The organism is Alphaproteobacteria bacterium, from assembly GCA_041396705.1.
Taxonomy (GTDB): Bacteria; Pseudomonadota; Alphaproteobacteria; order CALKHQ01; family CALKHQ01; genus CALKHQ01.
This window is the reverse complement of record JAWKYB010000004.1, coordinates 250,647-275,676: the sequence shown is the minus strand read 5'-3', so window position 1 is coordinate 275,676 and position 25,030 is coordinate 250,647. Positions and strand designations below refer to the sequence as shown.

23 protein-coding genes are annotated in these 25,030 nt (G+C 69.2%); 17 read left to right on the top strand and 6 right to left on the bottom strand.

Annotated elements, in window-relative coordinates; translation table 11 throughout:
* Nucleotides 1-6 precede the first annotated feature (6 nt).
* On the bottom strand, nucleotides 7-1,773 hold the full coding sequence (locus R3F55_07375; protein ID MEZ5667240.1) for a GGDEF domain-containing response regulator: 1,767 nt from the start codon (nucleotides 1,771-1,773) through the stop codon (nucleotides 7-9).
* Nucleotides 1,774-2,262: 489 nt separating this feature from the next.
* Here R3F55_07375 and R3F55_07370 point away from each other — a divergent pair, with 489 nt between their 5' ends.
* The 6 genes from R3F55_07370 (at nucleotide 2,263) to R3F55_07345 (ending at nucleotide 7,312) form a co-directional block, all read left to right on the top strand.
* The gene (locus tag R3F55_07370; GenBank protein ID MEZ5667239.1) at nucleotides 2,263-2,643 is read left to right on the top strand and encodes a hypothetical protein; all 381 of its coding nucleotides are present in this window, start codon (nucleotides 2,263-2,265) and stop codon (nucleotides 2,641-2,643) included.
* Nucleotides 2,644-2,773: 130 nt separating this feature from the next.
* A complete protein-coding gene (hydA, locus tag R3F55_07365) occupies nucleotides 2,774-4,228 on the top strand; it encodes a dihydropyrimidinase (GenBank protein ID MEZ5667238.1) in 1,455 nt (484 codons plus the stop codon).
* Nucleotides 4,229-4,242: 14 nt separating this feature from the next.
* On the top strand, nucleotides 4,243-5,280 hold the full coding sequence (locus R3F55_07360; GenBank protein ID MEZ5667237.1) for a Gfo/Idh/MocA family oxidoreductase: 1,038 nt from the start codon (nucleotides 4,243-4,245) through the stop codon (nucleotides 5,278-5,280).
* 215 nt (nucleotides 5,281-5,495) lie between these two features.
* On the top strand, nucleotides 5,496-5,633 hold the full coding sequence (locus R3F55_07355) for a hypothetical protein (GenBank protein ID MEZ5667236.1): 138 nt from the start codon (nucleotides 5,496-5,498) through the stop codon (nucleotides 5,631-5,633).
* 233 nt (nucleotides 5,634-5,866) lie between these two features.
* On the top strand, nucleotides 5,867-6,880 hold the full coding sequence (locus R3F55_07350) for an NADP-dependent oxidoreductase (GenBank protein MEZ5667235.1): 1,014 nt from the start codon (nucleotides 5,867-5,869) through the stop codon (nucleotides 6,878-6,880).
* 222 nt (nucleotides 6,881-7,102) lie between these two features.
* Nucleotides 7,103-7,312, top strand: coding sequence for a DUF1127 domain-containing protein (locus tag R3F55_07345; protein ID MEZ5667234.1), 210 nt, complete (start codon nucleotides 7,103-7,105; stop codon nucleotides 7,310-7,312).
* 90 nt (nucleotides 7,313-7,402) lie between these two features.
* On the opposite strand, the gene R3F55_07340 is transcribed toward R3F55_07345, so the two are convergent.
* Nucleotides 7,403-8,368: a DUF3179 domain-containing protein gene (locus R3F55_07340; protein ID MEZ5667233.1), complete on the bottom strand. Its 966-nt coding sequence runs from the start codon at nucleotides 8,366-8,368 to the stop codon at nucleotides 7,403-7,405.
* Nucleotides 8,369-8,505: 137 nt separating this feature from the next.
* Here R3F55_07340 and R3F55_07335 point away from each other — a divergent pair, with 137 nt between their 5' ends.
* From R3F55_07335 to R3F55_07325, 3 genes are all read left to right on the top strand, one after another.
* Nucleotides 8,506-10,104 (top strand): AMP-binding protein, encoded by a 1,599-nt coding sequence (locus R3F55_07335; GenBank protein ID MEZ5667232.1) that lies wholly within the window; start codon nucleotides 8,506-8,508, stop codon nucleotides 10,102-10,104.
* A 100-nt stretch (nucleotides 10,105-10,204) separates the two neighbouring features.
* Nucleotides 10,205-10,585 carry a hypothetical protein gene (locus tag R3F55_07330; GenBank protein MEZ5667231.1) on the top strand — a complete coding sequence of 127 codons (381 nt, stop codon included), beginning with the start codon at nucleotides 10,205-10,207 and terminating at the stop codon, nucleotides 10,583-10,585.
* Nucleotides 10,510-10,887 (top strand): papain-like cysteine protease family protein, encoded by a 378-nt coding sequence (locus R3F55_07325; protein ID MEZ5667230.1) that lies wholly within the window; start codon nucleotides 10,510-10,512, stop codon nucleotides 10,885-10,887. Before R3F55_07330 ends, R3F55_07325 begins: the two co-directional genes overlap by 76 nt.
* 30 nt (nucleotides 10,888-10,917) lie before the next feature.
* On the opposite strand, the gene R3F55_07320 is transcribed toward R3F55_07325, so the two are convergent.
* Nucleotides 10,918-11,661, bottom strand: coding sequence for an HAD-IA family hydrolase (locus tag R3F55_07320; protein ID MEZ5667229.1), 744 nt, complete (start codon nucleotides 11,659-11,661; stop codon nucleotides 10,918-10,920).
* Nucleotides 11,662-11,789: 128 nt separating this feature from the next.
* Here R3F55_07320 and R3F55_07315 point away from each other — a divergent pair, with 128 nt between their 5' ends.
* The 5 genes from R3F55_07315 (at nucleotide 11,790) to R3F55_07295 (ending at nucleotide 17,470) form a co-directional block, all read left to right on the top strand.
* A complete protein-coding gene (locus R3F55_07315) occupies nucleotides 11,790-13,010 on the top strand; it encodes an anhydro-N-acetylmuramic acid kinase (protein MEZ5667228.1) in 1,221 nt (406 codons plus the stop codon).
* A 190-nt stretch (nucleotides 13,011-13,200) separates the two neighbouring features.
* A complete protein-coding gene (gene ugpB, locus R3F55_07310) occupies nucleotides 13,201-14,499 on the top strand; it encodes a sn-glycerol-3-phosphate ABC transporter substrate-binding protein UgpB (GenBank protein MEZ5667227.1) in 1,299 nt (432 codons plus the stop codon).
* Between the two features lie 56 nt (nucleotides 14,500-14,555).
* Nucleotides 14,556-15,443: a sn-glycerol-3-phosphate ABC transporter permease UgpA gene (gene ugpA / locus R3F55_07305; protein ID MEZ5667226.1), complete on the top strand. Its 888-nt coding sequence runs from the start codon at nucleotides 14,556-14,558 to the stop codon at nucleotides 15,441-15,443.
* Nucleotides 15,443-16,336, top strand: a complete 894-nt coding sequence (gene ugpE / locus R3F55_07300; GenBank protein ID MEZ5667225.1) for a sn-glycerol-3-phosphate ABC transporter permease UgpE — start codon at nucleotides 15,443-15,445, stop codon at nucleotides 16,334-16,336. Before ugpA ends, ugpE begins: the two co-directional genes overlap by 1 nt.
* 57 nt (nucleotides 16,337-16,393) lie before the next feature.
* Nucleotides 16,394-17,470, top strand: coding sequence for a sn-glycerol-3-phosphate import ATP-binding protein UgpC (locus R3F55_07295; protein MEZ5667224.1), 1,077 nt, complete (start codon nucleotides 16,394-16,396; stop codon nucleotides 17,468-17,470).
* A 22-nt stretch (nucleotides 17,471-17,492) separates the two neighbouring features.
* On the opposite strand, the gene R3F55_07290 is transcribed toward R3F55_07295, so the two are convergent.
* The gene (locus R3F55_07290) at nucleotides 17,493-18,395 is read right to left on the bottom strand and encodes a hypothetical protein (GenBank protein MEZ5667223.1); all 903 of its coding nucleotides are present in this window, start codon (nucleotides 18,393-18,395) and stop codon (nucleotides 17,493-17,495) included.
* A gap of 397 nt (nucleotides 18,396-18,792) precedes the next feature.
* On the opposite strand from R3F55_07290, the gene R3F55_07285 reads away from it, so the two are divergent.
* Nucleotides 18,793-20,631 carry an ABC transporter ATP-binding protein gene (locus tag R3F55_07285; GenBank protein MEZ5667222.1) on the top strand — a complete coding sequence of 613 codons (1,839 nt, stop codon included), beginning with the start codon at nucleotides 18,793-18,795 and terminating at the stop codon, nucleotides 20,629-20,631.
* A 16-nt stretch (nucleotides 20,632-20,647) separates the two neighbouring features.
* On the opposite strand, the gene R3F55_07280 is transcribed toward R3F55_07285, so the two are convergent.
* Entirely contained in the window at nucleotides 20,648-21,592 is a 945-nt protein-coding gene (locus tag R3F55_07280; GenBank protein MEZ5667221.1) for a nucleoside hydrolase, read from the bottom strand.
* Nucleotides 21,593-21,889: 297 nt separating this feature from the next.
* Here R3F55_07280 and R3F55_07275 point away from each other — a divergent pair, with 297 nt between their 5' ends.
* Entirely contained in the window at nucleotides 21,890-22,933 is a 1,044-nt protein-coding gene (locus R3F55_07275) for a Glu/Leu/Phe/Val dehydrogenase dimerization domain-containing protein (protein ID MEZ5667220.1), read from the top strand.
* 259 nt (nucleotides 22,934-23,192) lie between these two features.
* Nucleotides 23,193-23,609: a hypothetical protein gene (locus R3F55_07270; protein MEZ5667219.1), complete on the top strand. Its 417-nt coding sequence runs from the start codon at nucleotides 23,193-23,195 to the stop codon at nucleotides 23,607-23,609.
* On the opposite strand, the gene R3F55_07265 is transcribed toward R3F55_07270, so the two are convergent.
* On the bottom strand, nucleotides 23,606-24,997 hold the full coding sequence (locus R3F55_07265) for a PLP-dependent aminotransferase family protein (protein ID MEZ5667218.1): 1,392 nt from the start codon (nucleotides 24,995-24,997) through the stop codon (nucleotides 23,606-23,608). The genes R3F55_07270 and R3F55_07265 overlap by 4 nt on opposite strands.
* Between the last annotated feature and the right edge of the window lie 33 nt (nucleotides 24,998-25,030).

Here is a 25,030-nt window from a genome sequence, read left to right as displayed (position 1 = left end):
GGGGGCTCAGGCGTCGCGCGAGCAGACCACCGGCAGGATCTCCGGCCGGCCGAAATAGTAGCCCTGCAGCTCGCTGCAGCCGAGCTTGGTCAGCCGCTGCGCCTGCTCCTCGGTCTCGACGCCCTCGGCAACGACGCTGACGCCGAGTGCGTGGGCGAGATTGATGACGATCAGCACGATCTTGGCCGATGTCGGATTGGTCATCATGTCGGCGACAAAGGAGCGGTCGATCTTGATCGAATCGACCGGGATGCGCTGGATGTAGGACAGCGACGAGTGCCCGGTGCCGAAATCGTCGATGGCGATGTGCAGGCCGGATTCGTGCAGTGCGTCGAGCGTCTCGATGCAGGCGTCGAAGTCGTCCATCAGCACCGATTCGGTCACTTCCAGCACGATGTCGGACTTGACCGCGTTGTTGAGCTCCAGCGCCTCGTCGACCAGCTCGGGGAACAGCCGCTCGCGCAGCTGCTTGGCCGAGATGTTCACGTGGATGCGGCTTGGCCGGCCTTCGGCGCGGCGTTTCGCCGCGAAGGCGGCGGACTTGTGCAGCACCCACTCGCCCAGCTTGACGATGAAGCCGGTGTCCTCGGCAACCGGGATGAAGTCGCCCGGCGACACGAAGCTGCCGTCGGGGCGGCGCCAGCGGACCAGCGCCTCGTAGCCGACCACCGCGTGGGTCTGGGCGTCGACGATCGGCTGGAACGCCATGCTGAGCTGGTCCTGGTCCAGCGCGATGCGCAGGTCGCGCGCGATCGCCACACGCCGCTCGATCTGCAGGCGCAACTGGTCGTTGAACAGCTGATAGCTGCCGCGGCGCCGGCTCTTGGCGTCGTACATCGCCGCTTCGGCGTTGATGAACAGCGCCGGCTCGCGCACCCCCGGCTCGAAATAGTCGACGCCGATCGAGCAGGTGGCGCGCAGCGGATAGCCCCGGATGTAGACCTGTTCGTCGATCGAACGCAGCATCCGCTCCGCGGTCAGCTGCATGAAGTCCGCGCTGCGTGGCTGGCCGACGATGATGCCGAAAGTGTTGCCGCCGATGCGCGCGAGGGTGTCGGTCGGCGCCACGCAGGCGGCCAGACGCTTGCCGAAGCGGCGCAGCAGCGCATCGCCGACGTCATAGCCGGCGGAGGTGTTGATCTCGCGGAAGTCGTCGATGTCGACGATGATCAGGCCAAGCGGCGTCCCGGTCAGCTTGGCGCGGATGCTGGCGTCGGCCAGCAGTTCGCCGAACCGGCGCCGGTTCGGCAGGTCGGTCAGCTCGTCGACATAAGTCAGCTTCTCCAGCCGGCTCTGCTTCTGGCTGATCTCCATGCAATAGCGGATGCAGCGGTCCAGGCTGGTCGGCGTCATCTCGCCCTTGACCAGCAGGTCCATCACCCCGGCCCGGATCGCGGCATCGTCGACCTCGCCGTCGACCCGGCCGGTCGCCAGGATGAAGGGCACGCGATGGCCGGCCGAGTGGGCCGAACGCACCACCGACAGGCCGTCCGCATCGGTCAGGTGGTAGTCGACCAGGCAGACATCGAAAGCGGACGCGTCCAGCGCGGCCAGGGCAGCCTGCGCCGAACGGACCCACGTGACGCTGTAACGACCGGCCGAGACCTCGTCCAGATAGCGACGGACAAGCAGATATTCCGTTTCGTCGTCGTCGACGAGGAGAAGCTCGACGGACGCTGCGCCTTTTACATCATCCGAACGGTCGACCAGCAGGTCGGGAGCATCTTCATCGGCCTGGTCATTTGCCGATTCCTTGTGCTGCGGCATCGCCATCAGTCGAAGTCCTAATCGGTCGCTGGCCCGACCTTACGGGACGGACAGCCAATCAAGGTTGTTCTCGTGCGGCTGTCGCCGTCTTCCGGTGGTTGAAATTCGGTGCGTGCACAGCGGGCGCCTAGCACACGCTGAACGCTAGGGGTCGCCAGACTAAGGAATGGTAAATATGAGGAAATCAATCCATTACTGCGCGGTACTGGTCCGGCATGACACTACAATGGCATGCACAAACTCTTACAATCAGTACATGCAATTTTTGGATGTGAATACCGGCCGCGTCCTATTCACATTTGACCTGTGCCTTTTTGCTGACCTGACCGAACCGGCCTGCAATGGTATGCATCGCGACTCCTTGCCGTTGCGTTACCGAGCGCGCGCTAGCGCGCAAGCGACCGGCAGGTAGCCCGCCTGCGCTAAGCGCTCGTTAAGCAAGGCGTGCCACCATTCCGGCGGAGGTCGGGAGTCCGACCCGGCGGAGCAAGCACGATGAGCCGATACAACGGGATGGTTGAGACGCGGAAGGTCGACCGCCTGCTGAGCAGCGAGGAACTCGACCGCGACAAGCGTCATGCCCTGCTGCAGTTCCAGCAGGAGCTCGACGCCATCATCATGTCCGCCAACCAGGAGGTGCTGCGCCGCAAGCTGCCCGGGTTCAACCGCGAGACCATGACCCGGATGGCCGTGCGGGTCGCCGAGCTGCGCGGCAGCTACCTGGCCAAGGCGCTGAAGCTGGCGGAGGCCGAAGGCGCCCCCAGCGTGGCCGCCATCGACGAGCTGCGCCATGCGCGCGCGGCCTATGACGAGATCCGCGACGCCTTCGAGGCGCTGCACCGTATCATCGAGCGCGGCTACACCAAGATCGCCTGACCCGGTCCGACGCGTCGCGACCGCCACGCGCGCGCCCAACCGTCCAAGGTTGACCATTCGGCCGGCCGGGCCAATCATGTCCCCGAGGGCGCGCACCGCGCCGCACGCTGATCCTTGGGGGAGTGCCGAAATGTCCGTGCTGATCCGCGGCGGGCTGGTCACCACCGGCGACGAAAGCCGCCAGGCCGACATCCTGGTCGACAACGATGTCATCCAGGCGGTCGGTACCGACCTGGATGCGCCTGCAGGCGCCGAGGTCATCGACGCCGGCGGCTGCTACGTGATGCCGGGCGGCATCGACCCGCACACCCACATGCAGCTTCCATTCATGGGGACGGTGGCGTCGGAAGATTTCTACACCGGCACCGCCGCGGCCATGGCGGGCGGCACCACCTCGATCATCGACTTCGTCATTCCCGCGCCGCAGCAGAAGCTGATGGACGCCTATCGCCAATGGCGCGACTGGGCCAACAAGGCCTGCAGCGACTATTCCTTCCACGTTGCAGTGACCTGGTGGGACGACAGCGTGCACGAGGACATGGGCACGCTGACCCGCGACTGGGGGGTCAACAGCTTCAAGCACTTCATGGCGTACAAGAACGCGATCATGTGCGACGACGAGACGCTGGTGAACTCGTTCACCCGGGCCCGCGATCTCGGCGCCATCTGCACCGTCCATGCCGAGAACGGCGAGCTGGTCTTCCGCCTGCAGCAGGATATCTACGACCGCGGCATCACCGGCCCGGAGGGCCACCCGCTGTCGCGCCCGCCCGAGGTCGAGGGCGAGGCCGCCAACCGGGCGATCCGCATCGCCGAGGTTCTGGGCGTGCCGCTCTATGTCGTCCACACCTCGTGCATCGACGCGCTCGAGGCGATCACCCGCGCCCGGCTGGAGGGCCAGCGCGTGTTCGGCGAGGTGCTGGCGCAGCACCTGGTGATCGACGATTCGGTGTACCGGAATCCCGACTGGGACAAGGCGGCGCACTATGTGATGAGCCCGCCGTTCCGGCCGAAGGAGCACCAGGCGGCGCTGTGGCGGGGCCTGCAGGCAGGCATGCTGCAGACCACCGCGACCGACCACTGCTGCTTCTGCACGCCGCAGAAGCGGGCCGGCATCGACGACTTCCGCAAGATCCCGAACGGCACCTCGGGCGTGCAGGACCGCATGGCGGTGCTGTGGCACCACGGCGTGCGCTCCGGCAAGCTGACGCCGTCGGAGTTCGTCAAGGTGACCTCGACCAACGCCGCCCAGATCTTCAACATCTACCCGAAGAAGGGCTCGCTCGCCGTCGGCGCCGATGCCGACATCGTGGTGTGGGACCCGGACGCCTCGCGCACGATCTCGAAGGACGAACACCGGCAGAACATCGACTTCAACATCTATGAGGGCATGACCGTGACCGGCAACCCGGCCTACACGCTGAGCCGGGGCCGGGTCACCTATGCGCGCGGCGACCTGCGCGCCGAGCAGGGACACGGCGTCTATGTCGACCGGCCCTGCTTCGCGCCCTACTACGACAGCCAGCTGACCCGCAACCGGCTGGCCGAGCCGACCGGCGTGCGGCGCGCGCAGGCCGCCGAGTAGGCGACGGCGGCCACCTGGCCCCGCCCCTTCGCATCGCGGTCGCCGGCGCCGGGCTGATCGGCGCCCGGCATGCGCGGCTGATCGCGGCGGAGCCGGCGGCGCGGCTGGCCGCGATCGTCGATCCCGATGTCCGCGGCAGCGCACTTGCCGCCGCGCTCGGGGTGCCGCACCACGCCAGCGTCGGCGCGCTGTGCGCCGCCCGGGGCGCCGACGCCCTGATCGTCGCCACCCCCAACCAGGCCCATGAGACCGTCGGGGTCGCCGCGGCGCAGGCCGGCCTGCACCTGCTGGTCGAGAAGCCGATCGCCCACGACCTGGCATCGGCCCAACGGCTGATCGCTGCGGCGCAGGCCGCGAAGGTCGGCCTGCTGGTCGGCCACCATCGCCGCTACCACCCGTTCGTGGCGCGGGCACGCGCGCTCCTCGACGGCGGTACGCTCGGCCGCCTCGTCGCGATCTCCGCCCACTGGGCGCTGCGCAAGCACGACGCCTATTTCGCCGACGCATGGCGCCTGCAGGCCGGCGGCGGCCCGATCCTGATCAACCTGATCCACGACATCGACATGCTGCGCCACCTGTGCGGGGACATCGTCGACGTCCGTGCGCTCGGCGCCTCCGCTGCGCGCGGCCACGCCGTCGTCGACACCGCGGCCGTGGCGCTGCGCTTTGTCGGCGGCGCCCTGGCGACGGTGCTGATGTCGGACGCCGCGCCGTCGCCGTGGAACTGGGAGTCGGCCACCGGCGAGAACCCCTCAGTGCCGGAGGCCGGCGAGCCCTGCTATCGTTTCTTCGGCACCGCCGCTGCGCTGGAGTTCCCGCGCCTGCGCCTGTGGCGGCACGACGGCGCCGGACCGGGCGACTGGTCGCTTCCCCTGTCCGCCGACGATGCGCCCGGCGCGGCGCCGGGGCCCGGCGAGCCGCTGCGCCGCCAGCTGCAGCACTTCATCGCGGTGGCCCACGGCCGGGAAGCCCCGCTGGTGTCCGGGCCGGACGGCCTGGCAAGCCTGGCAGCGACGCTGGAGGTCGCGCGGGCCGCGGTTGCCGCCGCCTGATCGCCGGCACCACATGCATCGCCGCGCACGCCATGGTCGATCCCTGCGACGGAAATTCACGTTACCAACGAGCCAATTGTCCGGCGATCAAGAGCGCTGTAATGAATCGGTGCGGCGACTCTCGCGCTCGGCCTGACGGGTCGATTCCGGCCCCGAATGCCACCTTGAGCGCCGCAAAACGCACGATGACGTGCACGGGAAGGAAAGTCGGAAAAATGTCAGAAGTGATGCGGATGCGCGGCTGGCTCCTCAGCGTGCTCGCGGCCTTGTTCCTCTCGCTCGGCGTCGCGGCCTGCGACGACGACAGCAGCGGCGGCGGAGGCGAGCAGACCGAGCAGAGCTCGAGCGGCTAGCCGCCAGATTTCCGTCGGGCCGGCGTCGGTGCCGATACGGCATCGGCGCCGGCTTGACCGAGGCCGCCGTCCGGCCGCGAGCGGCGCGGCGGCATGGCTCCCCTTCCGCACCGAGGCTGTAGTATGGTCCGGCGGACGCGGAAGCGGGGTGCCGAAGGGCCCCTCTGATCGCGCCCGATCGCGCGATCGCGGCATGCAGGCCGCGTTGAGCGCCCTGCACGCGAGGCCCGCCGATGACGTCCGTCGCCCCCACCAACCGACAGATGCTGCTGCGCGACCGGCCGTCCGGCGCCATCCGCGCCGATTTGTGGCAACTGGCGGCCGCGCCGACGCCGGAGCCCGGCGACGGCCAGTTCCTGGTGCGCAACCTGTTCCTGTCGATCGACCCGGCCATGCGCGGCTGGATCGCCGCGGCGGCCAACTACGCCAAGCCGGTGGCGCTCGGCGCGGTGATGCGCAGCTTCGCCGTCGGCCAGGTTGCGGCTTCCCGCGATCCGCGGTTCCGGCCGGGCGAGTATCTGTTCGGGCGCTTCGGCTGGCAAGATTATTGCCTATGCGACGGCGGCGAGGTCGACCGGCGGGTCGACCCGGAGGCAGCGCCGCTGACCACTGCCCTCGGCGTGCTCGGGCTCAATGGCGCCACCGGCTATCTGGGCCTCATGCTGGTCGGCCAGCCGCAGGCCGGCAATACCGTGCTGGTCTCCACCGCCGCCGGCGCCGTCGGCAGCGTGGTCGGCCAGGCGGCCCGGATCCTGGGCTGCCGCACCGTCGGACTGACCGGCTCCGACGCGAAGGCGGCCCAGTGCCGCGACCTGTTCGGCTTCGACGCAGCCATCAACTACCGGGCCGAGCCGGACCTTGCCGGCGCCATCGGCCGCGCCTGCCCCGACGGCATCGACGTGTTCTTCGACAATGTCGGCGGCACGGTTGCCGACGCCGCGATGTCACACCTCGCCGAGCGGGCGCGCATCGTGGTCTGCGGCACCATCGGCATCCCCTCCGACCCGCCGCCGAGCGGCCCGCGCTACAACCGCATCCTGCTGGTCAAGCGGGCGCGCATGGAGGGTTTCCTGGTGCTCGATCACCTCGACCGGCTCGACGAGGTGGTGGAGACCCTCGCTCCCTGGGTCCGCGACGGCCGCATGCGCTACCAGGAGGACATCGTCGACGGCCTGGAGAAAGCGCCCGCCGCGCTGATGCGGGTGCTGGCCGGCGAGAACGGCGGCAAGCAGATCGTTCGCCTCTGACCGGCCCGATCGCGGCGCGAGCGGCTCGCGCAGCGGCGCGGGCCGCGCGCACAAGTCATGCCATTGCCACCGATCCGACACGCTTTCGCCTATGCACAAATTGCATTGCTGCAACGCAACATCCGCAACGATGAAGGTGATGATTTGTCAACGAACTGCGCCTAGGTATGCGGTGTTCCTGACACTCAACCGCCTTTCGCACCTGCAGCAATGGAGAAATCAATGGCTGACGTCACCTTTAACAGCATCGGCGCCGTCGCGCCCGCCGGCAACGGCTTCGTGGCCCGCGTCCGCACCTGGATGCACAACCGCGCCGAGTATCGCCGCACGCTGAGCGAGCTGCGCAACCTGGACCGCCGCACGCTGGACGACCTGGGCATCGCCCCGTCGGACATCGAGGCGATCGCCCGTGGCCGGATGGTGCGCGGCTGAACGCTGCGCACTGCCCCTGGCGGGAAAAAGGGCGGCCTTCGGGCCGCCTTTTCTTTTTTGCGCCGGCCGGTTGCCGCCGCCGGGCCCGGCTCAATGATGGATGGTGCCGTCGGGATTGAAGGCGCTGAAGGCGAAGGCGAAGGTCAGGTCGTGCACCACCGGCGACCCGTCGCCGTCGGTCACGGTGACGTGGCCGATGTCCTGGCCGTTGGGGATCCAGCGCTCGTCCAGGGCCGAGTTCATGCCCGGCTGCCACACGATGACCAGGCCCCCGGCCTCGACCCGGCGCTCGCGCTGCAGCAGCGCCAGCGACCAGGCCTGGTCGCCGATCGCCAGCACATAATCCAACGGCGCCAGCGCACCGTCGTAGTCGCCGCGATAGAGGAACGGCCAGGCCGAGGTGTCGTAGCCGGCATAGGGATTGCTGCCGTAGCTGCGGTCCGCGTTCGGCGGCAGCAGCACCATGCCGTCGGGGTAATGCCGCGCGAACAGCCCGAACGGCATCAGCTGCGAGGGTATCATGCGCAACTCCGCGCCGGTCATGGCGCCGACGATCGCCTCGCCTGTGAACTGCTGCCACCAGCTTTCGGTCTGCCGGTCGTACATGACCAGGTCCGAGTTGCGCAGCTTGCCGGTGGTGCCGAAATCGAGCACCTGCCCGCCAACCTCGCGATCGAACACGATCGAGGCGTTGCATAGCGGGCAGTAGGTGACCGCGACCGCCAGGCCGCCGATGACGTCGTTGACGATCTCGTGGAACATGAGGATGCGCAGGGGATAGGCCCGCGCCTCGCCCCCGTGCTGGCACGCGATCACCGGCTCCTGCGCGGCCAGGTCGACCGCCGGGTCGTCAACCGCGGCAAAGCGCGGGTCGTCCACCGCCGGAATGCCGTCGCGCGGCGGCCCGCCCGACATGATTTCGTGCAGGTCGACGCTGTAGCGGGTGAAGTCGGTCACCGGCCACTCCGACCGCCACATGTCCGGTCCGCCCGCCGAGGCGGTGCCGCCGGAAAGGACGGCGACGATCAGGAGCAGCGATGTCGGCAAGCGGATCACCGTGCCACTTTGCACGGCCCGAACGCGCGTGCAAACCAACCAGCTTCACGATGCGGTGACGCCCGGCCCTTGCCGTGCGGCGGCGTCCGGTGCTTGGCTGGCCGGCGATGTTGCCGGATGCCGACAATGACCGAGACTTGCGCCGCCGATTCGCCTGGACGGTGCCGCAACGGCTGAACTGGGCCACGCGACTCTGCGTCCACGCCGCCGACGCGCCGGCCGTCGTGGTGCCGGTTGCGCCGGAGCGGACCATGACCTTCGGCGCGCTCGACAGCCGTTCGTCGCGGCTGGCCAACCTGCTGGTACATGGCGAGGGCCTCGTGGCCGGCGACCGGGTGGCGATCCTGCTCGGCCAGCGTCCGACGACCGCGGTGGCGCATGTGGCGCTGGCCAAGGCCGCGCTGGTCGCCCTGCCCCTGTTCCGGCTGTTCGGGCCCGACGCCCTGTCCTACCGGCTGGCCGACAGCGGCGCGCGCGTGCTGATCACCGACCGCGACGGTGCCGAGCGGGTGGCGCCGATCCGCGCCGACCTGCGGGCACTGCGGACGGTCTACAGCGTCGACGGCGGCACGGACGGCGCGGAAGACCTGGCCGCCGCCATGGCGCGGGCCGGCGACCGCTTCACGCCGTGCGACACCGCGGCCGAGGACCCGGCCACCCTGATCTATACCTCCGGCACAACCGGCGCCCCGAAAGGGGCGGTGCTGCCCCACCGCGTGCTGCCGGGCCACCTGCCGGGCGTGGAATACCCGCATTGGCCGTTTCCCTCCGCCGGCGACCGGTTCTGGACGCCCGCCGACTGGGCCTGGATCGGCGGGCTGTACGACGTGCTGCTGCCGGCGCTGTGGCACGGCGTGGCCGTCGTCGCACAGCCGCCCGGCAAGTTCGACCCGGAGACGGCGTTCGCACTGATCGCGCGCGAGCGCATCCGCAACGCCTTCCTGCCGCCGACCGCGCTGAAGCTGATGCGCGCCGCACGGCCGGACGCGCCGGCGCCGGGCCTGCGCAGCGTCGGCAGCGGCGGCGAGGCCCTGGGCGAGGAGATACGCGCCTGGGGCCGGCAGGTGCTCGGCGTGCCGATCAACGAGTTCTACGGCCAGACCGAATGCAACCTGGTGGTCGCCAGCAGCGCGGGCCTTGGCGTCGAGCGGCCGGGCGCGATCGGCCGCGCGGTGCCGGGCCATTCGGTCGCCGTCATCGACGACGCCGGCGATCCGCTGCCGCCCGGCACGCTCGGCGAGATCGCTGTGCGCCGGCCGGACCCGGTGATGTTCACCGGCTACTGGAACAGGCCCGAGGAGACGGCCGCCAAGTTCGTCGGGGCCTGGCTGCGCACCGGCGACAGCGGCACGATGGATGCCGACGGCTATATCGCGTTCGCCGGCCGCACCGACGACGTGATCAACTCCGCCGGTTATCGCATCGGTCCGACGGAGGTGGAGGACTGCCTGCTGCGCCATCCGGCCGTGGCGATGGCCGCGGTGGTCGGCGCCCCCGATCCGACCCGCGGCGAGGTGGTGGCCGCCTTCGTGGTATTGCGGCCCGCATATGCCGACGAGCCCGGGCTGGCCGGATCGGTGCAGGACTTCGTCCGCGCGCGCCTGGCAGCCCATGCCTATCCGCGGGTCGTGCGCTTCGTGCCCGAATTGCCGATGACCGCCACCGGCAAGATCGTGCGCCGGCTGCTGCGCGAACGCCTGCGGGAGGGCGAGGCGTCCGATGCCCCGAAGGCTTGACCGCATCCCGCTGCACGCCGCCACCGGACACCGCGGCGCGCGTGCGGCTTGCGGCTCTTCGCCACCGGTGCGAGCATTGCCGAGTCTGAGGATGTCAGTCTTGCAGTATCGGATGTCAGCCGGCATGTACGCTCGAACGATCCGGATCGCCGGGACAACCGGAAAGCCGGTCCGTCCTGGGACCAGAAAGCCAACTCACTTCGTTCCGCTGATCGGTTTCCTGCTCGCCTCCTGCGCGTCCGGTGCGAACGACGTCGCCGGACGCCAGGATCGACATGTCCTGCCCTCGTTTCAACACGGGGCCATGTTCGATCAGCGGGACTATGACGATACGCGTCTTTACGAGAGCACCGCGTGGGCCATAGCCCGGGACGAGGTCGAAGCCGGCCCGCACTGGAAATACACTTGCCTCGCGACCGTCTATGCGATGATCGAGCATGCCAGGGGCGAGACGGCCTACCGGATCGGCGCGGCAAACTGACCCCGGTCGGCGTCACCGCGATCGACGGCACCGGGCCGGGACCGCAATATGCGCTCGACCTGGACGCGGCGGAGATATCGAGCGCCCTTGCCGCGGGCAACCCGGTCATCGTGCGCGGCAGCAGCCCGCGCCTCGGCCTCGGCCACTATGTGCTCGTGGTCGGCACCGACGCGGCCGGGGATTTCATCGCCTACGACCCGTGGGGCGGCGACGAGATCAGGATCGATTCAAGCACATGGGCCTCGGCGGGAAGCCAGGCGGGCAACTTCACGGCGATCTCGGCGCGGCGCGTGGTCTTCTGAATCTCGGGCCCGCCCCGCCGGCAACGCCGCTCAGCCGGCGGCTGCGGCCAGGTCCGCGATCAGGCCGGCCAGCGCCTCGACATCGTCGACCACCGCGATCGCGCCCTCGGCCGCCAGCCCCTCGCGCATCGCGGCGGTTGCGTGCGAGCCGCCGGCAAAGCCGATCGGCGTCATGCCGGCGGCGCGCGCCGCGCAGACGCCGGCCTTGCTGTCCTCGACCACGAGGCAGCGTTCCGGCGCCACGCCCAGCCGTGCCGCACCGTGCAGGAACAGGTCCGGGAACGGCTTCGGCCGTGCCACCTGCTCTGCGGTGTAGATGTGCTCGCCGAAATGCTCGATCAGGCCCGACGAGGTCAGTGCCGCGCGCACCCGCGCCATCTCGCTGCTCGAGGCCACGCACTTGCGCAGCGCCAGCCGCCGCAACAGCGCGGCCATGCCCGGAATGGGCGCGACGCCGGACTGCATCGCCGCCAGCACCGCCGCGCGCATTTCCGGCAGGAACCCGGTCTGCAGGTCGACGGCGTGCTCCCGCGACAACTCACCGATCAGGTAGGTCAGCGGACGGCCCAGGAAACGCTGCATCACCGTCGCCGCGTCGATCGACACGCCGTGGCGCTGCAGGACCGTGGCGGCGACGCCGCACGCCACCACCTCGCTGTCGACCAGCACGCCGTCGCAGTCGAAGATAACCGCCAGCGCACCGGCCGGTTCGCCCCCAACGACGCTTTGCTCCGCTGCGCGTTGGCCGACCCCGCCCTTGCCGACCGCATTCATCGCGCCGGTCCGTCGATGCCGTGCCTGGCATCCTTCATATGTGTGCTCCTGTCGACCTGCATCGTTGACTCCCGGCGCAGGCTCCAACCTACTTGTGGCCGGGGTAGGAGGAAACGAGAGAAATCGACATGGCACTGATCCTGGGTCTCAACAGCGGATCGTCGTTCGACGGCATCGATGCCGTGCTGGCCGAAACCGATATCGCCGACGACGGCCATCCGACGCGGCCGCGCTTCATCGAGGGCTATACGCACAAATGGCCGGCGCGGGTCGAGGCGCTGGTGCAGAAGGCGTTCGTCAACCAGCTCAGCATATTCGAGCTGACCCGGCTGAACTACATCGCCGGCGCCTGCTATGCCGAGGCGGCCCGCACGCTGCTGCGCCAGACCGGGACCAGGCCCGAGGACGTCACCGTCATCGGCTACGACGGCCAGACCATCTATCAGGAACCGCCGGACCATGCGCGCATGCACGCGGTCGACCCGGCCAGCGAGGATCTGGTCGGGCGCTGGCTCGACGGGCCCTATCCCTGCGGCCTGCAGATCGGCGAGTCCTCGGTGGTCGCCTGCCACACCGACATCGACGTGGTCTCGCACTTCCGCGCGGCCGACCATGCCTTCGGCGGCACCGGGGCGCCGTTGATGCAGTATCTGGACTACGTCGCCTTCCGCAACGAGCGCCCGATGCTGACGCTGAACATCGGCGGCATCGCCAACTTCCAGCTCGCCAACGCCGACCGCCGCAAGATGATGGCGTTCGACACCGGCCCCGGCTGCGTCATGGTCGACCATACCGCACGCCGCCTGTTCGACCGGGCCTACGACCCGGACGGGTCGATCGCCGCGTCGGGCAAGATCGATGCCGAAATGATGGCGGACCTGCTGTCCCACCCCTATTTCAAGCGGCCGCCGCCGCGCAGTGCCTGGAAGCTCGACTTCGGCGCAGCCTATTGCGACGGCATGATCGACAAGTGGGCGGCGCTGGCGAAGGAGGACATCATGGCCACCTTCGCCGCCTTCACCGCCAAGTCGATCGCGATCGCGCTGCGCGACTACATCCCCGATCTGGGCGGCATCGATCTGGTGGCCGCCAGCGGCGGCGGAACCCGGAACAAGACGCTGATGGGCTTCATCGCGAACGAGCTGCCGGACGCGCTGCGCCTGACCACCACGGACGAGTTCGGCATTCCGGCCCAATTCAAGGAGGCGATCAAGTTCGCGACCCTCGCCTTCGCGGCGGTCAACCACGTCGCCAACAACATTCCGGCTTGCAGCGGCGCCAGCCGCTATACCGTTATGGGCAGGCTGGCGCTGGCGCCGCGGCGGACCAGGGGCGCCGGACCGCTCTGACGCGACCATCGGTCCGGGAATCTAACGAAACGGTGCGGTTACACGGAGGCGCTGGCGCTGTAACATAAGGTTCATAAACCCGCCACAGAGCGGTAAAGCGACGATCCTAGGGTCCGCCGACCACTCCATGGCCGGCGGGCCGAGGGCGGCGGAATACGGACAGAAAAAGGGAGATTCGGCGATGCGAAGCATGCTTCTGGCCAGTGGGGCGCTCCTCACTCTCTGCGCGACACAGGCGCAAGCGGCCGTCCAGATCGAATGGTGGCACGCGATGGGAGGCGCCCTCGGCGAGAAGGTCGAAGCCATCGCGGCGGCATTCAATGCCAGCCAGAGCGACTATGAAGTCGTCGCCGTCTACAAGGGCAACTACACCGAGACCCTGAATGCCGCCATCGCCGCCTTCCGCGCCGGCGAGCAGCCCGAGATCGTGCAGGTGTTCGAGGTCGGCACCGGGTCGATGATGGCGGCCAAAGGCGCCGTCTATCCCGTCTACCAGCTGATGGCCGACATGGGCGAACCGTTCGAGTCCAGCGGGTTCCTGGCCGCGGTCACCGGCTACTACACCGACCCGGACGGCAACATGCTGTCGATGCCGTTCAACAGCTCGACGCCGGTGCTGTACTACAACAAGAACGTGTTCGAGGCGGCCGGCATCGACGGCCCGCCGACCACGTGGCCCGAACTTGCCGAGGACGCGCAGAAGATCATCGATGCCGGCCTGGCCGAGTGCGGCTTCACCACCGCCTGGCAGTCGTGGGTGCAGATCGAGAACTTCTCGGCCTGGCACAACCTGCCGATCGGCACGCTGTCGAACGGCTTCGAGGGCCTGGGCACCGAGTTCACCATCGACAACGCGCAGGTGCTGCGCCACCTGACCAACATGCACGACTGGTCGAAAAGCGGCATCTTCGAGTACGGCGGCCGGCGCGGCGACAGCCAGGGCCTGTTCACCAGCGGCCATTGCGCGATGTTCTTCAATTCCTCGGCCGGCCGGGCCGGCCTGCTGAGCTCGGTGGAGGGCTTCGAGTTCGGCACGTCGATGCTGCCCTACTATCCGGACATCGAGGGCGCGCCGCAGAACAGCATCATCGGCGGCGCGTCGCTGTGGGTGCTCGCCGGCAACGACGACGACCAGTATCCGGGCGTGGCCAAGTTCTTCAGCTACCTGTCCTCGGCAGAGGTCCAGGCCGACTGGCACCAGTTCTCCGGCTACCTGCCGATCACCAACGCGGCCTACGAGCTGACCAAGAGCCAGGGCTACTACGACGCCAACCCCGGCGCCGACGTGTCGATCAGCCAGATGACGCTGAACCCGCCGACCCCGAACTCTAAGGGGCTGCGCTTCGGCAACTTCGTGCAGATCCGCGACATCTTCAACGAGGAGATGGAGGCGATCTGGGCCGACCAGAAGACCCCCGAGGAGGCGCTGGAGGCGATGATCACCCGCGGCAACGAGCTGCTGCGCCAGTTCGAATCCGACAACGGCTGACGGCCCATGGCCGGGGCGGGCCCAGCGCCCGTCCCGGCCGGCCTGCGGGTTCCGCCATGAACAAGCAGGTGACGTTCCGGCACGCGACCTTGCCCTATCTGCTGGTCCTGCCGCAGCTGATCGTCACCTTCGTCTTCTTCCTCTATCCGGCCGGGCAGGCGCTGTACCAGTCGCTGCTGCGCGAGGATGCCTGGGGCACCCGCCGCGACTTCGTCTGGTTCGACAACTTCGCCGCCATCTTCGACGACAGCCAGTACCTGCATTCGCTCGGCACCACCTTCGTCTTCGCGGTCTCGGTCACGGTGCTGTCGATGGGCCTGGCGCTGCTGCTGGCGGTGATGGCCGACCGGGTGGTGCGCGGCGGCGCGGCGATCCGCGCCTTCCTGATCTGGCCCTATGCCGTCGCGCCTGCGGTCGCCGGCGCGATCTGGGTGTTCCTGTTCCACCCGGTCTACGGCATCGTCGCCAGCGGGCTGAACGGCGCCGGGCTCGACTGGAACTACCGGGTCAACGGCAATCAGGCCCTGCTGCTGGTGGTGATGGCCGCGGCCTGGAAGCAGATCAGCTACAATTTCCTGTTCTTCCTGGCCGGGCTGCAGGCGATCCCGAAATCGCTGCTGGAGGCGGCGTCGATCGACTGCGCCGGCCCGATGAAGCGGTTCTGGACCATCATCTTTCCGCTGTTGTCGCCGACCACCTTCTTCCTGCTGGTGGTCAACATCGTCTATGCCTTCTTCGACACCTTCGGCATCATCCACGCCGTCACCTCCGGCGGCCCGGGTTCGCCGGGCGCCACCAACACGCTGGTCTACAAGGTCTGGTACGACGCGTTCCAGGCCAACGACCTCGGTTCCTCCGCCGCGCAGTCGGTGGTGCTGATGGTGATCGTGATCGCGCTGACGACGATCCAGTTCCGCTACATCGAACGGCGGGTCCACTACTGATGGCCAGCGTCGCCGATACTGCCGCCGCGCGCCGTCCGCGCAGCCTGAAGGCCAAGGCGCGCCGCCGCGACATCCTCAGCTACACGATCCTCGCGCTCGGCGTTCTGGTCGTGCTGTTCCCGCTGTACATCACATTCGTCATTTCCACCCACGACGTGAAGGTGGTCAGCCAGGCGCCGCTGCCGGTGCTGCCGGGCGGCCACCTGTTCGAGAACTATGCAGCCGTCCTCGGCGACGGCATCGAGGCCGTCGGCGGGCTGCCGGCCGGCCGCATGCTGCTGGTCAGCGCGGTGATGGCGCTGGGCATCGCCATCGGCAAGATCGCGATCTCGATCCTGTCCGCCTTCGCCATCGTCTATTTCCGCTTCCCCGGCCGCATGGTCTGCTTCTGGCTGATCTTCATCACCCTGATGCTGCCGGTGGAGGTGCGCATCGCGCCGACCTATGCGGTCGTCTCCGACCTCGGCATGCTGAACAGCTGGGGCGGGCTGGTGATCCCGCTGATCGCCAGCGCCACCGCCACCTTCCTGTTCCGCCAGTTCTTCATGACCATCCCGGGCGAGCTGGTCGAGGCCGCGCGCATCGACGGCTCCGGGCCGCTGAAGTTCTTCTGGGACATCCTGCTGCCGCTGTCGCGCACCAACATCGCCGCCCTGTTCGTCATCCTCTTCATCTATGGCTGGAACCAGTATCTGTGGCCGCTGCTGATCGCCAGCGACGAGTCCATGTATCCGATCGTGATCTCGATCAAGCGCATGCTCGACGTCGGCGACGCGGAGACGCCGTGGCCGCTGGTCACCGCGGTCGCGATCCTGGCGATGCTGCCGCCGATGCTGATCATCCTGGCGATGCAGCGGCTGTTCATCAAAGGCCTGGTGGAGACGGAGAAGTGACGGCTCCGCCCAGCGCCATGGCGCCGCGGCCGCGCCGCACGCAGAACGGGAGCACGCATGGCTGACGTCGAGCTCGCCCAGTTGCGCAAGGTCTATGCCGGCCATGTCGAGGCGGTGAAGGGCGTTTCGATCGCGGCGGCCGACGGCGAGTTCGTCGTGCTGGTCGGGCCGTCTGGCTGCGGCAAGTCCACCCTGCTGCGGATGATCGCCGGCCTGGAGACGATCACGTCCGGCACCGTCTCGATCGGCGGCCAAGCCGTCAACGACCTGGAGCCGGCCGACCGCGACATCGCCATGGTGTTCCAGAACTACGCGCTCTATCCGCACATGACGGTCTATCGCAACATGGCCTACGGCCTGCGCAACCGCGGCACGCCGAAGGACGAGATCGACCGGCGGGTGCGGCAGACCGCCAAGATCCTGCAGCTGGACGCCCTGCTGGAACGGCGCCCGCGCGAGCTGTCCGGCGGCCAGCGCCAGCGGGTAGCGATGGGCCGGGCGATCGTGCGCGAGCCGAAAGTGTTCCTGTTCGACGAGCCGCTGTCGAACCTCGACGCCAAGCTGCGGGTGCAGATGCGGCTGGAGATCAAGCGGCTGCAGCGCGAACTGGCGGTCACCAGCTTCTATGTCACCCATGACCAGGTCGAGGCGATGACGATGGCCGACCGGCTGGTGGTGATGAGCGCCGGCGTCGCCGAGCAGATCGGCACGCCGATGGAGGTCTACAGTCGGCCGGCGACGCTGTTCGTGGCCGGATTCATCGGCTCGCCGGCGATGAACTTCCTGCCCGGGCGGGTGACTGCGGACGGCGCGCAGCTCGACGACGGGCCGCTGCTGCCCACCGGCCGCTCCGACCTGGCCGCCCTCGCCGGCCGCGCGGTCACCGTCGGCCTGCGGCCGGAGCACCTGGCCGAGGCCGATGCCGCCCATCCGGCGGCGCTGTCCATGACCGTCGAGCTGGTCGAGCCCCTGGGCGCCGACACGCTGGCGCACGGCCGCGTCGCCGGCAAGGGCCACGACCTGACCGTCCGCCTGCCCGGCGCGCGCGCCATCGCCGACGGCGATGCGCTGACGCTGGGAGTGAAGCCGGAGCACGTGCACCTGTTCGATCCCGACAGCGGCGCGCGCCTCTGACACCGTCGGGCCGGCCGCGCGATCATGCGGCCGGCGACGCCTTGCGCGCCTCCAGCCGGGCCAGCCAGCGGTCGGTCAGCGGCTCCTTGGGCTCGGCGTTCTGCGCTTTCCAGCTGTCGTAGCGTCCCAGCATCAGCTGCCAGCCGCGCAGCAGGTCGGTCATCATCCGCGCCCAGTAGAACAGCAGGAACAGCCCAAGCGTGACGATGCCGAACAACGCCAGCAGCACGGCGGAATCGCCGAGCGCGCTGTCCAGGTCCTGCGGCACCGTCGCCGCGGTGCCGATCGAGACGGACAGCTGGTCGCCGAAATCATCGGCGATCTGCTGCCAGGCTTGCGAGGCGCCATCCAACTGCGCTTTCACCGCATCCAGTTTGGTCCACACGCCGTCGTAGAAAGCGCGCGCCAGATTCATCGTGAACCTGGCATTGGCATAGGCGTCCAGATAGGGCTGCAGCTGGGCCATCACGTTGGCGACCAGCTGCTGTTTCAGGGGCGCGATCGCCGTCGAAAAGCCGTTGGCAATCTGGGTGGCCAGCGTACTGAAGGCGAGGTTCACCGTGTTTGCCAGCCCCTGCACCGCCGATTGAATGCCGCGCGCCACGTCGGCAATGATCGGCACGTTGGGGATGTCCCAATCGATATTGATCGGGATCAGCCGAATGCTCGGAAAGGTCAGGTCGGGGACGATGTTGCTGAGATCGATCTCCGGCAGTGCCTTGAGTTGGGCGGTCGTGTAGGCAACCCAGGCCTGCAGCTGCTGCCATTCGGCGAGCGCGATCTCCACCTGTTGCTCGACGGTCGGTGCGATTGCTTCGACCTGTTCGGTCACGCGCCGCGCCAACGTGTCGAACGCTTCAACCTGGATCGTGACGTCGGCGGAATAGGCGCCGGTGACCGTGCCGAACCGGTCGGCGATCTGCATCGCGACGAGATAGCCCGCCAGCAGCCACAGGAACGGGCTGAGCGCCTTGACGATCAGGAGAAAGCCGAGGGCGCGTGCGATCATCGCCTAGCCTCTATTGCGCGTGGGGAGATCGGGACCCGGGCAGGAACGGCGCCAGCTTCGTCGCGCCGGCTGCGAAGCCGCTGTGGACATTGCCACAGTCGCAGTGCGATTGCCGACAGCTTCCCGCGCGCTTCAGGCGGTTGACCCCGTCGCACCGACCCTTTATCAGGCATCGCGACGACGCATGCAGGAGGCTCGTCCGATGGAAGCAAGAGGCAACGCCCCGCGCAGCTGAGCTGCGCAGCCCCCCGCCGGGCCATTCGCCCGGCATTTTCCATCGGATGACCGCTATCCGGCCCACCGGAGACCCTGCATGTTCCGCTTCCTGGCGACGCGCGTCGACCCATTCAAGCCCTGTTCCGCTAATGCTGCGCCGCCGACGGGCGCGTGGCGGTTCCTGGCCGCGCACCTGCGCCCGTTTCGCGGCGTGATGGCGGCAAGCCTGCTGCTCGCCGCGATCGGCGCCACGCTGGAGGTGTGGTTGATCGGCTATGCCGGCCGGCTGGTCGACACGCTGGCCGCGACCGCGCCGTCGTCCCTGTGGGCCGAACACGGCGCCGAGCTGCTTGGCGTCGCAGCCCTGGTTCTGTTGGTGCGACCGGCGGTTGCGTTCCTGCGCGAGGGGCTGGACGACATCGCCTTCCGGCCGAATGCGGTGACGCTGGTGCGCTGGCGGGCCCACCGCCATGTGCTGCGCCAGTCGGTCGGCTGGTTCCAGGACGACCTCAGCGGCCGCATCGCCGACCGCGTGCGCGACGTGGGCGTCGCCGCCGCCGGCGCGGCGTATCAGGTGCTGCACACGCTGTCCTATGTGCTGGTCTACATCGCCGGCTCGCTCTGGCTGATGGCCGCGATCGACCTGCGCCTCGTGCTGCCGCTGCTGCTGTGGGCCGTCGCCTATGCGGCGCTGATGGCCCACGCGGTGCCGCGCTTCCAGCGCAACGCGCAGCGCTTCCAGGGCGCGCTGTCCGGCCTGTCCGGGCTGCTGGTCGACAGCTATGCGAACATCGCCACGCTGAAGCTGTTTGCCGACCCCGACACGCAGGCGCGCGAAGGCCAGCGTCATTTCGCGGCGACCCGCGACGCCTTAGTGCGGCTGCAGGGGGTCGAGGTCACGATCAACGCCGGCATGGTCGCGCTCGGCAGCCTGCTGATCGCGGCGCTGGTCGGCTACTCGGTCGTGCTGTGGCAGGCCGGCGCGGCGCCGCTCGGGCTGATCGCCGTCGCCGTGGCACTCAGCTTCCGCATTTCCGCCATGGCGGAATGGCTGCTCGACGCCACATCGGGCATGTTCGGCCATGTCGGCAGCCTGCGCGCGTGCCTGCAGACGGTCGCGGCCCCGCTGGCGAGCGCGGACGCGCCCGACGCCGGTACACTGGTCGTCACCGGCGGCGCGGTCGACATCGACGCGGTCAGCCACCACTACGGCAAGGGCGACGGCGGCCTCGACCGGGTCACGCTTCGCATCGCGGCCGGCGAGAAGGTCGGCATCGTCGGGCGGTCCGGCGCCGGCAAATCGACGCTGGTCAACCTGATCCTGCGCTTCTTCGCGCCGGAGGGCGGACGCATCGCCATCGACGGGCAGGACATCGCAACCGTGAGCGAGGACAGCCTGCGCCGGCAGATCGGCATGGTGCCGCAGGACGCCGCCCTGCTGCACCGTTCGGTCCGCGACAACCTGACCTTCGGGCGCGCCGACCTCGACCGGGTCGCCGTCGAGGCGGCAACCCGCAAGGCTGAGGCGCACGATTTCATCCTGGGTCTGCGCGATCAGGACGGCCGCACCGGCTATGACGCCCATGTCGGCGAGCGTGGCGTAAAGCTCAGCGGCGGGCAGCGCCAACGCATCGCGCTCGCGCGCGTCATCCTGAGGGATGCGCCGATCCTGATCCTCGACGAGGCGACCTCGGCACTGGATTCCGAGGCCGAGGCGGCGATCCAGGCGACGCTGCACCGGGTGATGGAGGGCAAGACGGTGATCGCCATCGCCCACCGCCTGTCGACTATCGCCCGGATGGATCGCATCGTGGTGATGGACCGCGGACGCATCGTGGCCGAGGGCTCGCACGCCGACCTGCTCGCCGCGGGCGGAATCTACGCCCGGATGTGGGCGTTGCAATCCGGCGGGTTCATCGGCGACCGGCTCGGTTGAGCCGGAGCGCCGCCGGCTACGGCAGCCGGGCCAGCGCTTCGTTGATCAGCGCGAAAAAGCCGTCGTCGTCCACCTTGTGCAGCCAGTTGGCGTTGGCTGACTTGCCGGTGACGCCCCACCAGTCGACCACGGTCATGCCGCGGCACAGCGCGCCGCCGGTCTCGACGTCCACGTGCACGTGCTTGCCCTCGTAAAGCTCGGGCTTCAGCAGATAGGCGATGGTGTTGGCGTCGTGCACAGGGCCGCCGTCGGAGCCGTATTTGCGCTCGTCGAAGCGGTTGTAGAAGCCCAGCATGTTGTGGACCTGGCGTGCGCTTTCGGTGCCGATGGCGCCGATCGCGTCGCGGCGGACCCGGGTCGACAGCGCCTTGTGGGTGACGTCGAGGCTGAGCACGGTCAGCGGGCGGCCGCAGCCGAACACCGACTTCGCCGCCTCCGGGTCGACCATGACGTTGAACTCGGCGACCGGCGTGGTGTTGCCGCCTTCCCAGTAGGCGCCGCCCATGATCACGATCTCGCGCACCTTGGGCAGGATCTCCGGCGCCTTGGCGAATGCCGCGGCCAGGTTGGTCATCGGCCCGACCGGCACCAGCGTGACACTGTCGTATTCGGCGGCATGCAGGGTCTCGACGATGAAGTCGACCGCGTGGCGGTGCTGCTCCGGCAGGGTCGGGTCGGGCAAGTCGGTGCCGTCCAGGCCGGTCTCGCCATGCACCTCCTCAGCGGTGATCAGGTGGGCGACCAGCGGGCGCGGGCAGCCGCGGAACACCGGCACGTCCGTGCGGCCGCTCAACTCCACCACCTTGCGCGCATTGGGATAGGTCAACGTGATCGGCACATTGCCGGCCACCGTCGTCACGCCCAGCACATTGAGCTTGTCGGGGTTGGCCAGCGCGAGCAGCAGCGCCACGGCATCGTCCTGGCCCGGATCGCAGTCGATGATGATATCGCGCGCCGGCATGCGATCGCCCTCCTCCACTTGTTCTGGGAACGGCGGCGGCAGGCAAGCGGCCGCGTCCATGGGCGCAAAGACTTAGCCGATCGCGCCTGGGCCGTACACCGGATTCGGGCCCGCCTGCAGCGCCGCAATGATCGATGCGGCACACCATGGAATTCGACAGATTTTTGCGCGCGGCCGCGGGCTTTCGATCAGTATTCGTTAAACATTGTCGGCAACGATTCCGGTCCTTCCCTGGAGCCCGCGCCGCCGCCATATCCGACCGATCGAAGCGGCTGCGCATCGCGAAGGATCGGCACCATGGCGGTCTTCCAACACCCCGAATTCGACAGGCACGAAACCGTCGTGCACTGCCACGACGATGCCACCGGCCTGCGCGCGATCGTCGCGGTTCACGACAGCCGCCTCGGCCCCGCGCTCGGCGGCTGCCGGATGTGGCGCTATGCCGACGAGGATGCCGCGCTGACCGACGCGCTGCGGCTGTCGCGCGGCATGACCTACAAGGCGGCGCTGGCCGGCCTGCGCTTCGGCGGCGGCAAGTCGGTGATCATCGGCGATCCGCACCACGACAAGTCCGAGGCGCTGATGGAGGCGATGGGCCGTGCCGTCGACCGGCTCGGCGGCGCCTACATCGTGGCGGAGGACGTCGGCATCGGCACCGGCGACGTCGTTGCGATGGCACGCGCAACCCGCCATGTCGCCGGCCTGCCCGGCCAGGGCGGCGACCCGTCGCCGGCTACCGCATATGGCGTCTATCTCGGCATCAAGGCAGCGGTGTCTTTCCGGCTGGGCCGCAACTCGCTGGACGGCATCCGGGTCGCGGTGCAGGGGCTGGGCCATGTCGGACATGCGGTCTGCGAGCGGCTGGCGGGCGACGGCGCAAAGCTGGTCGTCGCCGACCTCAGCCCGTCGGCGGTGGAACGAGCCGCCGACGTGTTCCGGGCCGAGATCGCGGCGCCGGAAGCGATCCACGCCGCCGATGTCGACGTCTACGCCCCCTGCGCGCTGGGCGCGGTCGCCAACGACCGCACCATCCCGCAGATGCGGGCGCGGGTGCTGGCCGGTTCGGCCAACAACCAGCTGGCCCGTCCGCGCCACGGCGCGGCGCTTGCCGCCCAGGGCATTCTCTATGCGCCGGACTATGTCATCAACGCCGGCGGCATCATCAACATCGCCCACGAGCCATGGCATACCGGCCGCGCCTACGACCGCGAGGCGGCCTTCGCCGACGTCGCCCGCATCCACGACACGCTGCTGGAGATCTTCGCCGAGGCCAAGGCCGACGGGCTGGCGACGGTCGCGGCCGCTGACCGGCTGGCGGAACGCAGGCTCGCCGCGGCGTGAGCTGTGTCGGCGCGCACAGCCGGCGCGCCCTTCGATTGAACCGCGCATGCGGTCGCGACGACCCACGGACATCGCGTCCTTGGGAGATGCCGCCATGCTTGGCCGTTCGATCCTGTTGACTTCGCTGGGCCTGTCGATCTGGGGCTTCCTGGTCCTGCTCGTGCTTGCCGACCTGCCGTCGCTGCTGTCGATCTGACCCCGGCCTTGCCTTCGGCGCGGCAGCCCCGCATGCTGCGGCGTCGCCTGCCCGGGAGCCACGATGATCCGACGCTTCGCCCTCGCCTGCGCCTTCACCGTCGTCGCGCTGCCGGCCGCGGCGCAATCGCTGGACGGAACCTGGCTGCTGCTCGACCGGCCCGACGACCCGCTGGCGGCTCGGGTAACGGCGGCAAACGGATCCTTGCCGACGGCCGAACTGGAGCAGCAGCGCCGCATCGCGTTCGATGCCGGCACCGCCACCGTCATTGCCGGCGAATCCGTCATCACGCTCACCATCGCCCCTTCGCGCACCGAGTGGGGCTTCGACGCGCCGGTCACCGCCATCGAGGGCAGCGCCGCGCCGATCACCTTCCTGCGGGTGGAGATCGGCGATGGCGGCATCGGCAGCCTGACCTCGTTCAAGGACCAGACCCCGCTGGAGCAGTTCGCGCTCGTCAGGGTGCGGCCGGCCGGCTAACCCGCCATCGCCGCGGCCAGTACGTCGAACACGCGCGGATCGCCGCACTGGCCGACGTTGAAGCGCAGGAAACCGGCCGCGCCGCCGCCGTGGCTGAATACGCTGCCCGGTGCCAGCACCACCCCTTGCGCCAGCGCCCTGCGGGCGACGGCCTCGGCGTCCAGCCCGTCCGGCAGGGATAGCCAGAGGAACAGTCCGGCCTCCGGTTCCAGCCACGGTTGCAGACCGAGCGCCCGCAGCCGCGCCAGTACCCGGCCGCGCGACGCCGCCAGCCGCGCGCGGATGGCGTCGACATGGCGGCGGTAGCTGCCGTCGACCAGCAACGCATGGACCAAGCGGGCGGCCAGGTCGTTGTTGCCCATGCTGGTGGCGAGCTTCAGGTCGGTCAGCGCCGCGATGCGGTCCGGCCGGGCGGCGAGAAAGCCGCAGCGGGTCGCTGCCGACAACGTCTTCGAAAAGCCGCCGACGTGGATCACGCGCTCCAGCCCGTCGAGTGCGGCCAGGCCCGGTTGGGCCGCGGGCAGGAAGTCGGCGAAGATGTCGTCTTCGACGATGGTGAAGTCGAAGCGGTCGGCCAGCTTCAGCAGGCGGTGGGCGGTCGACGGCGCCAGGCAGGCGCCGGTCGGGTTGTGCAGGCCGGCATTGGTGATATCGAGCCGGGGCGCCGCGGCGGCCGCCACGGCTTCGCAGGCGGCCAGGTCCGGGCCCGCCGCGGTATAGGGCACGGTCGCCACCTGCGCGCCGTGCACCGCCAGCACCGAGCGGAAGTTGTAGAAGCAGGGGTCGTCGATCATCACCGTGTCGCCGGGTCGCAGCAGCAGCCGGCAGGCCAGGTCGATCGCGGACATCGTCGAGTCCGTCAGCAGGATATCGTCGGGCCCGGCGTCGATGCCGCTTGCGGCGAGCCGGCGCGCCAGGGTGCGCCGCAGCGCCAGGAACCCGGCCGGCGGGCCGTAGCGGACGAGGTCGGTTGCGTCGTCGCGCGCCAGCGCGCGCAGGTGGCGGCGCAGAGCCGGCGCCGGCAGCCAGTCGTCCGGCAGCCAGCCGCAACCGGGCTGCAGCAGGTCCGGCCGCACGGCCAGCGACTGGTGCATCATCCAGTAGGTGTCGACGGCGCGGTCGCGCACCGCGGCGGCGGAGTCCGCCTGCGGCTCGGCGCCACCGTTCACGTAGAAGCCGGACCCGGGCCGTGCGGCCACCGCCCCTTCGCCGACCAGGCGCTCATAGGCCTCGACCACCGTCGACTTCGACACGCCCATCTGCTCCGCCATGCGGCGGATCGACGGCAGCCGGGCGCCGGGCGTCAGCCGTTGCGCCGCGATCCGCGCACGCAGCGCCTGCATCACCTGTTCGGTGCGCGTGAAGGCGCGCGACTGGGGCTGCAGCATGGGCGCCGTACCTTTCAACGAGCAGTACGGTTT